Source organism: Corynebacterium sp. TAE3-ERU16 (assembly GCF_019209935.1).
GTDB classification, from domain to species: domain Bacteria; phylum Actinomycetota; class Actinomycetes; order Mycobacteriales; family Mycobacteriaceae; genus Corynebacterium; species Corynebacterium antarcticum.
Genome location: NZ_JAHUTN010000002.1, coordinates 88,166 through 101,948, shown reverse-complemented (window position 1 = coordinate 101,948; position 13,783 = coordinate 88,166). Strand labels below are relative to the sequence as shown.

The following is a 13,783-nucleotide window of genomic DNA, read 5'->3' as shown; positions in this document are numbered from 1 at the left end:
GTGACCGACTATACCTTCGATACCGTTCAAAACGGACGGGATCAGGTGGAGAGATGTCGTATGTGGGGGGAGTCACGTCACATCCGTGGGGGAGCGGTCAAACTGATTGTGCAGGTGAAGCGTCGGGTACCGGCTCCCCGCCGGTGCACACGGGAACGCCGTTCGGCCGGTCGTCCCGGGGGCGCTCACCCCAGTCTGTCGCCGGTCTCCGCGTCGAACCAGTGTGCCCGATCCATGTCCAGCGCCAGCCGGACGCGATCACCGCGGGCGGGAGTCGGGATGTCCCGCAGCCGGGCGACCACGGTGACATCCGGTGCGTCGACCCGGTGGGAATACAGGTACGATTCCGATCCCAGTTCCTCCACGAGATCGACCTCGGCGTCGACGACCGTCCCGGTGGGCTGCGGCTCTCCGTCGCCCAGTGGACGGACGTGCTCCGGGCGGATGCCGAGGGTGACCCGGCCCCGCTCGGGATCGTCCGCGGCGATCAGGTTCATCGAGGGGGACCCGATGAACCCGGCGACGAACGCGTTGACGGGACGTTCGTACAGTTCCCGGGGTGGGGCGACCTGCTGGAGGATGCCGTCCTTGAGTACCGCGACGCGGTCTCCCATGGTCATTGCCTCGACCTGGTCATGGGTGACGTACACCGTCGTGGTGCCGAGTCGGCGCTGCAGCGCAGCCAGTTCGGTCCGGGTCTGCACGCGCAGTTTGGCGTCCAGGTTCGACAGGGGCTCATCCATCAGGAACACCGCTGGATTCCGGACGATGGCCCGGCCCATCGCGACGCGCTGCCGCTGACCTCCCGAGAGGTCCTTCGGCTTCCGGTCGAGGAACGGGGTGAGTCCGAGCAGCTCCGCGGCGTCACGGACCTTGGACTCGATGTCCTTCTTCGGCAGCTTCGCCAGTTTCAGGGAGAAGCCCATGTTCTCGGCGACACTCATGTGGGGGTAGAGGGCGTAGTTCTGGAAGACCATCGCGATGTCCCGGTCGGCGGGTTCCGCACGGGTTACGTCGCGGCCGTCTATCAGGATGCTTCCGCTCTCGACGTCCTCCAGGCCCGCCAGTGCCCGGAGTGTGGTGGACTTCCCGCAGCCCGAGGGGCCCACGAGAACCAGGAATTCGCCGTCCCCGATCTCCAGATCGAAGGTGTCGACCGAAGGGCGTTCTGCGCCGGGGTAGCGGACGGTGACGTTGTCGAAGCGAACGGTAGCCATGAGGAGAATCTAGCAGCGGTGGCGGCGTCTCACCTGTGCGTCACCCGTTCGGTGGTGGAGATCGCCTCCAGGCGGGCCGAGTCGACCGGACCGTTCACCACCACCACCGAGCCTCCCGCAGCCAGAGGGGCGAGTACCCCGGAGCGGAATCCCGCGTTGTCGGTCCACCCGGTGATCAGGGTCCTGGCTCCCACGGGGGGAAGGACCGCGGAATCACCGACGACCTCGCGCAGCGTCTTCGTCGGATAAGGAAACTGATCGCCGTAGAAGCGCACCACGGGGCCGAAGTCGACGACTCCGTCCGGCATGGTGCCCCCGCATTCCTCGACTCCGCGGCCGAAGGGGTCGTCGGTGACCACCGCGGTGTCGCCGGTGAACGTGGAGTCGACCCGGTCAGGTGACGTGAACAGAACCTCCGCGGAGGGGTCGGAGCCTATCGCGTAGTCGATCCCGGCGGCCAGGGCGCCGAGAACCACGGCGACCGACTGCCAACCGGCGGGGAGGTCCACGGCGATCCGGGAACCGGGCTGGAGATCGAACTCCTCGTAGAGCATGTTCCCCACCTTCGATGCCCAGTTGTCGAGGGTCTGCGCGGAGAAATCGAGGCGTGCGCCGGTGGTCTCGTTGTAGACGGTCAGACGGGGCACACCGGGGTCGGCGGCCAACAGATCTCGGAGCAGGTCCATACCCCGAGGGTAGGTGAAACCCGCGGGGACGGTCCTAGTTGACGCACCTCGGACCGTTCCCACCGGCATCGATGACCGGTGCCGAGGGGGCGGGGTCCGGCCCTGGCTGTCCCACGGTGGCCCCGTCCGTTCCCGTCGCGGCGGAGCCGTCGACCGGTTCCGCCGCGACGGGGCCGGACCAGTCCGCTGCGACCGCGACGACCGCCTCACCGTCGACCAGGGTCGGGGATTCGGTGATCTCGAGGCCGCCCAACTGTTCGGACAGGAGTCTGACCGCCGGATCGGAGGCATCCGCCGCGACGATGACGCTCTCCGGATAGAGGCCGTCGGGGGCGTTGGTGACCTCGCCGATCCGGTAACCGAGTTCCTTCACGGCGCCGGCGACCCTGCCCGCCTTCCCGGAGACGGTGGTCGCGTTCAGGACGTGGACGTCGAGTTCCGGCACCGGTTTCCTGTCCTCGGTCGGGGAGGCGGTGGAACCGGAGGTGTTTCCACGGCCACCGTCCTCATCGCCGAGGAGGGTGTCGAAGAAGTCGTGGACGGAGTCGACGTCGACCGTCACCACCGACTCGCCGTAGTCGCCGACGCCGTCGATGGAGGTCACCGGGATCGTGGTGAACTGCACCCGACCGCCGGCGAGATTCTGCAGCTGGTTCGCGAAACTCATCACGTCCCAGTCCTCGTCGATGATCACCGACCGGCTCACGGCTTCGCCCAACTGGTTGAGGGTCTTCGGGTTGGACAGGGTGCTGCTGCTCAGGACGTGGTTGACGAGCGAGGCCATGTAGGCCTGCTGACGGACGATCCGGTCCAGGTCGCCCCGCGGAAGACCGTGCCGCTGGCGGACGAAGGACAGCGCGTCCGGCCCGGAGAGCTTCTGCCGTCCGGCGGGGAAGTCCGCGCCCGAGAACTCGTCGTAGACCGCGTCGTTGAGACAGACCTCGACGCCACCGACCGCATCGGTGAGCAGAACGAAGCCGAGGAGCCCGACCTCCGCGTAGTGGTCGACGGTGATTCCGGTGAGATTCGCCACCGAATTGATCAGCGCCTTGCGCCCCGCGTCCTTGGACTGCTCCTCGAGCTTGTTCTCGTCGGTGACCCCGTCCTCGACGAGCTCCTCCTTGCGCTGGGCCTTGTACGCGCCGTAGACGCCGTTGATCTTCGTGTTGCCCAGCTCGTCATCGTGGATGTAGGTGTCCCGGGGGATGGAGATGGCTGTCGCCGACGAACCGTCGTTGGGTACCCGGATGACCATGATCGTGTCGGTGTTGTCGTTCGCCTCGTCGCCGGCCCGGAGCATGGCGACCTCATCCGGGGTGAGGGGATTTCCCTGGGCGTCCGACCGGGAATCCGACCCCACGAGGAGGATGTCGGTTGCGCCGTCGAGCTGTTCGCCCTTCTTCACCCTGGTCCCACCGCCGAGATTCAGGTTGCTCGCACCTGCGACGGTGTCGCCGAGACGGCCGACCGTGAAGTAGCCCATGCCGGAAACGACGAGTACCGCGACCGACATCAGCGAGAGGAGGATCCTCAGTGCCCTGGGGCCGGTCTGAGCGAGCTCCGGTACCGGTGACGGCGGTGGCTGGATGTCGCGTACCGGGCGGTGGTGATCGGTCACGGGCAAGCTCCAACTGCGTCGACGAAAAGGGCTCTAAGGTGGCGGTGGGGCGCTCCCGGAGAACCGGGCACCCCCTCACGGGCGTGGGCCGCACGCCACTGTCAGAGAAGGAGTCTATGCCATGGACGTCGTAGTGACCGGAAGCAACGGACAGGTCGCCTCGGCCCTGAGGCTCACGGCTCCCGGGGGGATCAGGGTCAGATGGCTCGACAGGCGGGCCCTCGACGTCACATCGGCGGAGGCCGTCGGGACGTCAGCTGTGCTCCACGGTGCCGATGTCGTGATCAACACCGCCGCCTTCACCGACGTCGACGGGGCCGAGGACCCGGGGCGTCGCGCGGAGGTGGAGGCGTTGAACGTCCGGGCACCCGGTCTGCTGGCCGGGCGGTGCGCGGAGATCGGCGCCCGATTCATACACCTCAGCACCGACTACGTCTTCGGTTCCTCCGGAAGCGCGGAGGCCGGTCCGCTTCCCGTGGACGCGCCGACCGATCCCGACAGCGTCTACGGAATCACCAAACGCGCCGGGGAACGCGCCGTCGGTGAGGTCTCGGACCGGTGTGGTCTCCGGGCGACGGTGGTGCGGACCGCCTGGGTCTTCTCCGGAGCGCTCCTGCCGGGGCACCGCGACTTCGTGGGCACGATGCTGCGGCTCGCCGCGGAGGACGGCCCGGTCCGGGTGGTCGACGACCAGTTCGGCAACCCCACCTACGCCGTGGATCTCGCCCGGGGACTGTGGCGGCTCGCGGCGGACGGATCCGCGCCCACCGGAATCCTGCATGCCGCCGGAGCGGGGCACACGAGCTGGTTCGGCCTCGCGAGACAGGTGTTCGCCGAGGCCGGTGCGGATCCGGAACGCGTCGAGCCCTGCGGCAGTACGGAGTATCCGCGGCCGGCGCCCAGGCCCGGGTGGTCGGTTCTCGACACGGGGGCATGGTCTGAGCGGTACGGCGAACTTCCGGAGTGGCGGTCCGGCGTCTCCCGTGCGGTGGGCGCTAGACTCTGACCCCGTGACCCTCCCTCTACCCGTTGTGACCGTGACCTATTCGCCGGGACGGCATCTCGACAGTTTCCTCCGCTCACTGCCCGACGCCAGTGGGCGGGAACTGCACGTCATCCTGGCGGACAACGGATCGACCGACGGGGTCCCGGAGCGGGCCGCCGACGGGCGGGAGAACGTCGAGCTGCTGCGTACCGGGGGCAATCTCGGATACGGCAGCGCCATCAACGTCGCCGCCCGGATGCTGCGGGCCCGGCGCGACCGGGGCGAACTGGACCCCGAGTTCCTCATCGTCGTCAATCCGGACGTCACCTTCGGTCCCGGCAGCATCGACGAGCTCATCGCGTGTGCCCGAAGGCATCCGAGGGCGGGATCCGTCGGTCCCCGGATACGTCAGCCGGACGGCAGCACCTATCCCTCGGCGCGTGCTGTCCCAACTCTGCGCAACGGTGTCGGACATGCGTTGCTCTCGGAGGTCTGGCCGTCCAATCCCTGGACCGCGGCGTACCGAGCGGACACGGACATGGACACCGAACACACCGCCGGATGGCTGTCCGGATCCTGTCTGCTGCTGCGGTGGTCGGCCTTCGACGCCGTCGGGGGGTTCGACGAGCGTTACTTCATGTATCTCGAGGACGTCGACCTGGGGGACCGGCTCGGCCGCGCGGGGTGGGAGAACGTCTACTGTCCCGCCGCCCTGATCGGACATGATCAGGGGCATTCGGCCGGTGCCCACCTCGATCTCATGCTTCCGGCACACCACGACAGTGCCTACCGCTTCCAGGCCGACCGGCACCCGGGGCCGTGGATGGCGCCGCTGCGGATCGTGCTCTGGCTGGGGTTGAAGCTCCGGGCCGCGGTGGCCCTGGCGGCGTCCCGGCCCCTCCCGTTGCGCCGCTGACCGTAGCAGCCCGACACCCCACAGGTGCGGTACTGTCACCCGAAGAACCGATCGGAAGAAAGAGACCAGATGACTGATCTACATGAGGTAGCGAAGGACACCGACGCCGTCATTCTCGTGGGTGGCAAGGGAACCCGGCTGCGACCGCTCACCGTTTCAACACCGAAACCCATGCTGCCAACGGCCAATGTGCCGTTCCTCACGCATCTGCTCGGCCGGATCCGTGCTGCGGGGATCACCCACGTCGTCATGGGTACCTCTTTCCGTGCCGAGGTGTTCGAGGAGCACTTCGGTGACGGTTCCGACATGGGGCTGGAGATCGAGTACGTCGTCGAGGAGACCGCCCGGGGCACCGGTGGTGCGATCCGGAACGTCTACGATCGTCTCCGCAACGACACGGTGATGGTGTTCAACGGTGACGTGCTCGGTGGTGCCGATCTAGGGGGCATCCTGCGGACCCACGCGGAGAAGAACGCCGATCTGACGATGCACCTCGTCCGCGTCGCCGATCCCCGGGCCTACGGGTGTGTGACCACCGACGGGGAGGGGCGTGTCCGGAATTTCCTGGAGAAGACCGAGGATCCGCCGACCGATCAGATCAACGCGGGGTGCTACGTCTTCCGCCGCGAGCTCATCGAGGGCATCCCGGAGGGCCGGAACATCTCTGTCGAACGGGAGACGTTCCCGCGCCTCCTCGAGGAGGGCTGCCGGGTGTACGGACACGTGGACAACGCCTACTGGCGGGACATGGGGACCCCCCACGACTTCGTCCGCGGGTCCAGTGACCTGGTGCGTGGAATCGCCCCGTCTCCTCTGCTCGAGGGAAAGACCGGGGAGTCTCTCGTCCACGAGTCAGCCGGTGTCAAGGACGGGGTTCTGCTGCTCGGTGGAACATCCGTGGGCCGTGGCACGGAGATCGGTGCGGGGTGTCGGTTGGATGACACGGTGGTGTTCGACGGTGTGACCATAGAGCCGGGGGCGATCATCCAGAACTCGATCATCGCCTCGGGTGTGCACATCGGACCGAACGCCCGGATCTTCGACGCCGTGATCGGTGAGGGGGCGCAGATCGGTGCACGCTGTGAGCTGCGCAACGGGATGCGCGTCTGGCCGGGGGTCGTCATCCCCGACGGTGGCGTCAGGTTCTCGTCGGACGCCTGAGCGGCGGCACGTCGCACCACGGTACGGCGCCCCGTGCTCTAACATCATTCGGGCCCGGTTTCCGGCTGCGACACGCCGAGCATTCAGCCCATTGCGATCTGACGGAGGGGGAGCCACTACATGTGGCACCCCCTTGGTTCACCCCCATCTCCACTCGTCAGTGACTGCTGTTGCTGATGTTGTTTACTTCCTGGGAAAACGCGTCGGGAGTGAAAAATAGCCCCCTTCCGGGTTGACGATATCTAGGGGCGCGTGTGTAATCACACTTATGTAACTGGCTGCCGGGTCGATCCTCTCCATCCGGATCTCCGCGCCAGCATCGCGGCCCCCGGGTCGTGGTCCGGAATTGTTCAACGCCAACCAGGGGAAGGGAGTGCCCATGGAGGATTACGCGTCCGATGCGTCTCTGCGTAGCGTGCCCGTGGGTGGCCGTGACGGCGGGGCGCCGGCCGACGGTCCCGTGCTCCGCGGAGTCACCCTGCCTCTGGATGCGCTGTTCGGTGCCGTCGAGCAGGAATGGCAGGAGCAGGCGCTGTGCGCCGAAACCGACCCGGAGGCGTTCTTCCCGGACAAGGGCGGATCAACCCGCGAGGCGAAGCGTATCTGCCAGGCGTGCGGTGTTCGAGATGAGTGCCTCGAGTACGCACTGGAGCATGACGAGCGCTTCGGCATCTGGGGCGGTCTCTCCGAGCGTGAGCGTCGCCGGTTGAAGAAGCAGCTCGGGTAACTGATGCACCCGCTGAGCGCCCGATTCGCCCACTGACGTTCCCCGTACCGGTGTTCCCGGTCAGTCGTGGAACCTTGGGTCGATGTCGGCGGGATCGACGTTGAGGTGGGCGGCGACCAGCTGGGTGAGTATCCGTCGGAGCAGTTCCGTCCGTTCCGCGGTTCCCGAGCAACGCTGTTCGACCGGTTTCCTGAAGATGACGATCCGCGCCCGCGTCGGTTGGCCGAGCGGATCGACGCCGGCCGGGATGACCCGGCCCAGCGGAACGGGTCCGTCGGCGGCGATCTCCTCGGGGAACACCGTCATGTCCGGGCGGAGTCGCATGCGGGGAACGGTGTCGACCGCGACGTCCAGGTTCCGGAGTTGTTCGGGGTAGGAGTCCAGCAACGGAGTGTAGGCGTCGACGACCGCGGCATCGAAGAGCTGGCTCGCGGTCCGGTACCGGGGCGTTCCCGGGGGGAGCAGTGGGCCCCGGGGTCCCCTGTCCCGACGGTTGCGGGATGACTGGACGGGCATGGGCCCATCGTAGCGGTGTCCACCGTCCCCGTTGAGGGGGCGCGCCGGGGGAGGGCACTACCTAAACCTCAACCTACGGTCTAGACTTTGTCCCCGTGAGCCAATTTCGACGCTGTTCCCGCCCGGGCTGCGGCAAACCCGCCGTGGCCACCCTGACGTACGCCTACGCCGAGTCGACGGCGGTGATCGGCCCGCTCGCCCCGAACAGTGAGCCGCACAGCTGGGACCTCTGCGACCACCACGCCGGCTCCATCACCGCGCCTCTCGGTTGGGAACTCCTGCGTTTCAACCACATACACCCGGAGTTCGGTGACGACGACGATCTCACCGCCCTGGCGGAAGCCGTCCGTGAGGCCGGGAGATCCACCTCGGGGTTGGTTCCGGAGGGCCCCGAGTCCGCTTCCCGGGACGACGATTCCCGGCATCCCGCCCGACGCATGCCGCGCATTCAGGCGGCCCGGCAGCGTCGCCGCTCCCATCTGCACGTCGTCCCGGATCCCGATGAGCCCGGACCCGACTCGTCCGGTGAACAGGACGGGTGACGGAGCGCCGGTTCCCGGACGGTGATGATCCGGGTGCGGGGTGGGGCGAACAGGGGATCACGTCCCGTTGATCCGGGGAGGACACCCCCACCGCCGCCTGTCCGCTGATGGCGCGCCGGAAACCCCCGGGTATGATCGGGCGGAAACAAAAACGGACCCGGTCTGGCCGGCGGGTGAGTGTTCGACCAGCCACCCCGGTGTCCCGCAGCTTCTGCGCCCACTCTCGAAGGAGAACCAGTACATGCGTACCCGTGATTCCGTTGACGCCGTCATCAAGGCCTACGACATTCGTGGTGTGGTCGGGGACGGTATCGACGCCGACTTCGTCCACGACACCGGGGCCGCCTTCGCCCGGCTCATGCGGGCGGAGGGAGCCACGTCCATCGCGGTCGGACACGACATGCGCGACTCCTCGCCCGAACTCGCGTCCGCCTTCGCCGCCGGCGTCGCGGAGCAGGGACTCGATGTCGAGATGCTCGGGCTGACGTCCACCGACGAGCTCTACTACGTCTCCGGCTCGAGGAGCTGCCCCGGTGCGATGTTCACCGCGAGCCACAATCCGGCGAAGTACAACGGCATCAAGCTCTGTCGCGCGGGGGCACGTCCCGTCGGTCAGGCATCGGGACTGGCGACCATCGCCGACGATCTCGTCGCCGGAGTTCCGGAGTTCGACGGGGCCACGGGGAAGGTCACGGAGAGCGACGCCCTCGCCGACTACGGGGCCTTTCTCCGGTCGCTGGTGGATCTCACCGACATCCGTCCGCTCACCGTCGCGGTCGACGCGGGCAACGGCATGGGGGGACTCACCGTGCCGGCGGTGTTCGAGGGGCTGCCCGTCGACATCCGTCCGCTGTTCTTCGAGCTCGACGGTACCTTCCCCAACCATGAGGCCAACCCCCTGGAGCCGGCGAATCTCCGGGATCTCCAGCAGTTCGTCCTCGACACCGGGGCGGACATCGGACTCGCGCTCGACGGCGATGCGGACCGCTGCTTCGTCATCGACGAGAAGGGGAACCCCGTCAGCCCCTCCGCGGTGTGCGCGATCATCGCGGAACGCTACCTGGCGGATCGTCCGGGGGCGGCGATCATCCACAATCTGATCACCTCCAGGGCGGTCCCGGAGATCATCGCGGAGAACGGCGGACGCGCCGTCCGCACCCGGGTCGGACACTCCTTCATCAAGGCCACCATGGCGGAGGAGAAGGCCGTTTTCGGCGGTGAGCACTCCGCGCACTACTACTTCACCGAGTTCTTCAACGCCGACTCCGGTCTGCTCGCGGCGATGCACGTTCTCGCGGCGCTCGGCCACCAGGACTCCCCGATGAGCGAGATGATGGCCCGGTACGACCGCTACGCGGCCTCCGGGGAGATCAACTCACGCCTCGAGAACTCGACCGCGCAGACCGAGCGGACCGAGGCCGTCCTCGAGGCGTTCGCCGACCGTACCGAATCCGTCGACCGCCTCGACGGGGTCACCGTGCGGCTCGCGGGCACGCCCGCGTGGTTCAACCTGCGGGCGTCGAACACCGAGCCGCTGCTGCGCCTGAATGTCGAGGCGCCCAGCGACGGGGAGGTCGATGCACTCGTGACCGAAATCCTGGGGATCATCCGGGCGTAGCCGTCACCGGGCCTCCGGGTACCGGCGTCCGGAGGCGGTTCCACGCTACCCTGGGAGTTCGAACCACACCGGGTGGTGCGCTGCTGCACGGGGACGGACGGCTCCTGCGTCCTCCCGTGCCCCTCCCGGTGTCGGCGACTAGTGCGCAGAGAGGATCCCGGTCATGGAGAATGCCACGTACGAATACGACTGGTCGGACGGATCACGCTACGACAGCGACGCAGTCAGGTTCTTCGATGTCGCCCACGAGGGAGCCCAGGTGCGGTGCGTCGCCGGATTCATCGCGGACGGCGCACTCGACGACATCGTCGGTACCCGCCCCAGGAGCGTGATCATCGTGGCCGGGGATCTGCTCTCGAAGCGGGCGGCACAGCTCGCGGTCGCGCTCCGTTCGCCCCTACGGCAGCCGATGGTCGTGACCGGGGTGCTCCCCTCCTACGCAGGCCCCCTGGACGTCGTCATCGTCGCGTCGGGACACGGCGATGATCCCGAGCGGGCGCGGGCACTGTCCGCTGCGGTGGGGCGTGGGTGTCCCACCGTACTCATCGCCCCGTCACGAGGTCCGCTCATCGCTGATGCTCCGGCCCGGGTGGCCGTGGTTCCCGAGCCTCCCACCGTGCGGGCGAACTCGCCCGCACGGGTCACCGCCACCGTCGACGCGGTTCTGGACCTGCTGGAACAGGACCGCACGCTCGTCATCGAGTCCCTCAAGCGGGTCGCCGACGAGATCGACGCCGAGCTGGTGGCGTTGAGGCCCGAGCGCGATGAGGTGGTGAATCCGGCCCGCAGACTCCGCGACGGTGTCGCGGGGCGCACCATCATCCACTCGGCCGAGGAGCCTGTCGGTGCAGCGGTCGCAGATGTGGTCTCCGCGATCTGGGACTCCGCGGGTCTGCCGGGGGCCGTCATCCCGCAGCCCGAACTCGCGGTCGCGCTGCCCGCTCTCCGTCCACGGACCGCGGACGTTTTCCACGACCCCTATCTTGATGACCAACCTGCGATGCTATCCTTGAGGATCGTCGTCTGGGCCGTTGATGACACCCAACTGCCCGATGCTACCGCCCAGGGCTGTGGAGAACCGGCACCGGGCAAACTCGCCGGCGCGCTGCGCCTGACCACCCGCGGCTGGGCCGCTTCCATCTACCGCGCCACCGAATGAGGACGTGACTTCAGAACCATGCATCTGCTGACAGGTACGGTCCGAACGTATCCGTGGGGCTCACGGACAGCTATCGCGGAACTCCGGGGTCTGCCGACACCGTCCCCCCGGCCTGAGGCGGAACTGTGGTTCGGATCCCATCCGGGAGGCTCATCGACGGTCGGGGACACCCCGTTGATCGACATCATCGCGTCCGATCCGGAGGCCGCCCTCGGCGGCCGGGTCTGTTCGCAGTACGACGGTCGGCTGCCCTTCCTGCTGAAGGTCCTCGCCGCGGCTGAGCCGTTGTCCCTCCAGGCGCACCCGTCCCTCGAGCAGGCACGCGAAGGGTGCGCGAGAGAGGACGCCGCCGGGATCCCCCGGAACGCGAACAACCGCAACTACCGCGACGACAACCACAAACCCGAGCTGATCGTCGCCCTCACCGAGTTCGAGGCGTTGGCCGGATTCCGGCCGCTCGCCGAGACCCTCCGGTTGTTCGACGCGATCGCGTGCCCCGAGCTGGCGCGCTATCTGACGATGCTGGACAGCGACCCGGAACACGAGGAGACGAATCTCCGTGCGCTGTTCACCACGTGGATCACCATCCCGCCCGCCACCCGGGTCTCCCTGATAGAGAAGGTCACGGAGTGCATCCGGCGGACCATCCGGCGGAACGACGCCGAACCCTGGATCCTGGACGTCCTCCGGAACATCCTGGCACTGGACGAGCGTTACCCCGGTGACGTCGGAGTGCTCGGCGCTCTGCTGCTGAACAAGATAAACCTGGGTCCGGGCGAGGCCGTGTTCCTCGACGCCGGTCAGCTGCACGCATACGTCTCCGGCATGGGCGTGGAGATCATGGCCAATTCGGACAACGTCCTGCGTGGTGGGCTCACCTCCAAGCACGTCGACGTCCCGGAACTCGTCCGGGTGCTCACCTTCCGGGCGCTCGAGGATCCCGTCGTCCGCGGCGAGGTGGCCGGTGAGGCCACGCACTACCCGGTCCCGACCTCGGAGTTCGATCTCACCCGGTACAACCTGGGGCCGGGCTCATCCACGGTCGTGGAACACGACGGCCCCGTCATCGCATTGTGCACCGCGGGCCAGGTCACGGCGGGGCACGGGGTCGAGGATGAACCCCTCGTGCTGAAGCCGGGTTCCGCGCTCTGGATACCGTCCTCTGACAGCGCCGTCACCGTTTCAGCACCCGACGGGGCGGAGTTGTTCGTGGCGAAGGCCTAGAGCCGACTACGCCGGGCCATCCGTCGGGATGGGTCTTGCGGGTGTCCCGTCCGCCGGCTCATCCGTGCCACCGGACCGGTTGCCCGGGACATCTGCTGCGGGAGATGCCGGAGCGTCCCCGTCGGGTGCGGCGTCGGTCGGGACCAACGGTGGTTCAGGAGGCTCGATGGCCGGGGGCGGAAGCTCCTCCGGATCCTCCGGGTCCGGCCCCGTGGTGCCGGTGGGTTCCGGCTCGGTCGTGGGGATGGACGTCGCGGTGGGTGGAGCCTCCGGCGTCGTGGAGGGCGCCGTGACCTCGGTGGTCGGTGTCGGTGACGGCGACGGCGTACCGGTTTCCGGTGTCGCAGGATCGGGTGTCGTACCCGTCGACGGTCCCGGGGCCGGTTCGTCACGGTCGGGGACCGGTTCCACCGTGGCCGGTCCCGGCTCGGCCGGGGGCCGGAACGACGTGGTCGGGCTGACGGATCTGGTGCCCCGGGGTCCCGGGGCGGGGATGTGCGCGTTCGGCGGGAGCAGCGGATCCGACCTGTCGACCGTGGCCCGCCCCGTGAGCGGCGGACGTGCCTCGACGGGACCCTCCCGGGGATCCGTGGCGGTGGAGGTCGTGGACAGTGGTTGCGTCGCGGCGGAGGGAGCGGTCGGTGACGCGGATCTGGTCGTGCCCGTCGGGGCCGGTGTTGCCGACTCCCCTGCCGATATGGCTAAGGTGGGGGCCGGAGCCGTTGACCGCCAGACACCGACGCCTATCGCGATGGCGAGGAGACACCCGGTGACGATGAAAACGATGATCCCGCCCGTTTCTCGCTTCATCTTCTCTCCTCAGGGCACCTCGGCAGGGGCCTGTGGTGCCTCGTGATACTCGCTGGTTCTTCGGTACTGCATGATCCGCTACCGGTCCACCCGTGATCAGCCGCCGGTTGGATCGGGGCGGAAACCGCAGGTGGCGGCTCTGTGACAGTAGACACTAGCACGGTGCCCGGATCGGGGAAGCCCGGTCAGGGACGTTGTTACCCTCGAGAGAGCAGGAGAAGTCCACATGGGCGCATGGGATAACAAGATCCTCAACGATCCGGTCAACACGGATTTCCTGGATGAGCTGGCCGCCCTCGATGACGAAGAGATCGTCGAGGCCGTCGCGGACGCGTGCAAGCTGCTGCTGGGGGATCCGCACGTGACCGACGATGACCGGGCGAACGGGCGGTGTGCGGCGACGATCGCCGCGATCTGGGCCGGGGCCCCGTATTCCGCCGGAGACGTCGTCGAGGAGTACCCCTTCATCCGCGAGCTCATCGGCAGCGGCGATGAATCGCTGTACGATGACGCGACATCGGTTTTGGAGGAGGTCGATGAGGAGTATGACACGGAGCCCTACATCGAGGCCCTCGGCGTCGTCGCCTGAGCGCCGTTCACCCGA

Annotated in this window: 14 protein-coding genes; 10 read left to right on the top strand and 4 right to left on the bottom strand. The window is 67.9% G+C overall.

Translation table 11 applies throughout. The features are described 5' to 3' along the window. Positions 1-185: 185 nt before the first annotated feature. The 3 genes from KRX55_RS02660 to KRX55_RS02650 are packed head-to-tail and all read right to left on the bottom strand — an operon-like array spanning position 186 to position 3,521. Positions 186-1,217: an ABC transporter ATP-binding protein gene (locus KRX55_RS02660; protein ID WP_218406304.1), complete on the bottom strand. Its 1,032-nt coding sequence runs from the start codon at positions 1,215-1,217 to the stop codon at positions 186-188. A 29-nt stretch (positions 1,218-1,246) separates the two neighbouring features. After that, entirely contained in the window at positions 1,247-1,903 is a 657-nt protein-coding gene (locus tag KRX55_RS02655) for a TIGR03089 family protein (RefSeq protein WP_218406303.1), read from the bottom strand. A 34-nt stretch (positions 1,904-1,937) separates the two neighbouring features. Beyond that, on the bottom strand, positions 1,938-3,521 hold the full coding sequence (locus KRX55_RS02650; protein ID WP_218406302.1) for an LCP family protein: 1,584 nt from the start codon (positions 3,519-3,521) through the stop codon (positions 1,938-1,940). Between the two features lie 121 nt (positions 3,522-3,642). Here KRX55_RS02650 and rfbD point away from each other — a divergent pair, with 121 nt between their 5' ends. From rfbD to KRX55_RS02630, 4 genes are all read left to right on the top strand, one after another. Continuing rightward, positions 3,643-4,527 (top strand): dTDP-4-dehydrorhamnose reductase, encoded by an 885-nt coding sequence (gene rfbD, locus KRX55_RS02645; RefSeq protein WP_218406301.1) that lies wholly within the window; start codon positions 3,643-3,645, stop codon positions 4,525-4,527. Between the two features lie 4 nt (positions 4,528-4,531). After that, entirely contained in the window at positions 4,532-5,422 is an 891-nt protein-coding gene (locus KRX55_RS02640; protein ID WP_218406300.1) for a glycosyltransferase family 2 protein, read from the top strand. A 69-nt stretch (positions 5,423-5,491) separates the two neighbouring features. Continuing rightward, on the top strand, positions 5,492-6,583 hold the full coding sequence (locus tag KRX55_RS02635; RefSeq protein ID WP_218406299.1) for a sugar phosphate nucleotidyltransferase: 1,092 nt from the start codon (positions 5,492-5,494) through the stop codon (positions 6,581-6,583). 379 nt (positions 6,584-6,962) lie between these two features. Next, on the top strand, positions 6,963-7,310 hold the full coding sequence (locus KRX55_RS02630) for a WhiB family transcriptional regulator (protein ID WP_255567512.1): 348 nt from the start codon (positions 6,963-6,965) through the stop codon (positions 7,308-7,310). A gap of 60 nt (positions 7,311-7,370) precedes the next feature. Here the strand turns inward: KRX55_RS02630 and KRX55_RS02625 are convergent, their stop codons facing one another. Next, entirely contained in the window at positions 7,371-7,826 is a 456-nt protein-coding gene (locus KRX55_RS02625) for a metallopeptidase family protein (RefSeq protein WP_218406298.1), read from the bottom strand. 95 nt (positions 7,827-7,921) lie between these two features. Between KRX55_RS02625 and KRX55_RS02620 the strand changes: the two genes are divergently transcribed. From KRX55_RS02620 to KRX55_RS02595, 6 genes are all read left to right on the top strand, one after another. Then, entirely contained in the window at positions 7,922-8,368 is a 447-nt protein-coding gene (locus KRX55_RS02620; RefSeq protein WP_218406297.1) for a DUF3499 domain-containing protein, read from the top strand. Between the two features lie 241 nt (positions 8,369-8,609). Continuing rightward, positions 8,610-9,986: a phosphomannomutase/phosphoglucomutase gene (locus KRX55_RS02615; RefSeq protein WP_218406296.1), complete on the top strand. Its 1,377-nt coding sequence runs from the start codon at positions 8,610-8,612 to the stop codon at positions 9,984-9,986. A 163-nt stretch (positions 9,987-10,149) separates the two neighbouring features. Then, a complete protein-coding gene (locus KRX55_RS02610) occupies positions 10,150-11,145 on the top strand; it encodes a hypothetical protein (protein WP_218406295.1) in 996 nt (331 codons plus the stop codon). A gap of 18 nt (positions 11,146-11,163) precedes the next feature. Continuing rightward, positions 11,164-12,369, top strand: coding sequence for a mannose-6-phosphate isomerase, class I (manA, locus tag KRX55_RS02605; protein ID WP_218406294.1), 1,206 nt, complete (start codon positions 11,164-11,166; stop codon positions 12,367-12,369). 166 nt (positions 12,370-12,535) lie between these two features. Next, positions 12,536-13,225, top strand: a complete 690-nt coding sequence (locus KRX55_RS02600; protein ID WP_218406293.1) for a hypothetical protein — start codon at positions 12,536-12,538, stop codon at positions 13,223-13,225. Between the two features lie 180 nt (positions 13,226-13,405). After that, positions 13,406-13,768: a hypothetical protein gene (locus KRX55_RS02595; protein WP_218406292.1), complete on the top strand. Its 363-nt coding sequence runs from the start codon at positions 13,406-13,408 to the stop codon at positions 13,766-13,768. The last annotated feature ends 15 nt before the right edge of the window (positions 13,769-13,783 follow it).

Excerpts from the sequence above, each read along its gene's own strand:
- KRX55_RS02660 (WP_218406304.1), bottom strand. The coding sequence starts at position 1,217 with ATGGCTACCGTTCGCTTCGACAACGTCACCGTCCGCTACCCCGGCGCA.
- KRX55_RS02655 (WP_218406303.1), bottom strand. The coding sequence starts at position 1,903 with ATGGACCTGCTCCGAGATCTGTTGGCCGCCGACCCCGGTGTGCCCCGT.
- rfbD (WP_218406301.1), top strand. The coding sequence starts at position 3,643 with ATGGACGTCGTAGTGACCGGAAGCAACGGACAGGTCGCCTCGGCCCTG.
- KRX55_RS02635 (WP_218406299.1), top strand. The coding sequence starts at position 5,492 with ATGACTGATCTACATGAGGTAGCGAAGGACACCGACGCCGTCATTCTC.
- KRX55_RS02630 (WP_255567512.1), top strand. The coding sequence starts at position 6,963 with ATGGAGGATTACGCGTCCGATGCGTCTCTGCGTAGCGTGCCCGTGGGT.
- KRX55_RS02625 (WP_218406298.1), bottom strand. The coding sequence starts at position 7,826 with ATGCCCGTCCAGTCATCCCGCAACCGTCGGGACAGGGGACCCCGGGGC.
- KRX55_RS02615 (WP_218406296.1), top strand. The coding sequence starts at position 8,610 with ATGCGTACCCGTGATTCCGTTGACGCCGTCATCAAGGCCTACGACATT.
- KRX55_RS02610 (WP_218406295.1), top strand. The coding sequence starts at position 10,150 with ATGGAGAATGCCACGTACGAATACGACTGGTCGGACGGATCACGCTAC.
- manA (WP_218406294.1), top strand. The coding sequence starts at position 11,164 with ATGCATCTGCTGACAGGTACGGTCCGAACGTATCCGTGGGGCTCACGG.
- KRX55_RS02600 (WP_218406293.1), top strand. The coding sequence starts at position 12,536 with ATGGCCGGGGGCGGAAGCTCCTCCGGATCCTCCGGGTCCGGCCCCGTG.
- KRX55_RS02595 (WP_218406292.1), top strand. The coding sequence starts at position 13,406 with ATGGGCGCATGGGATAACAAGATCCTCAACGATCCGGTCAACACGGAT.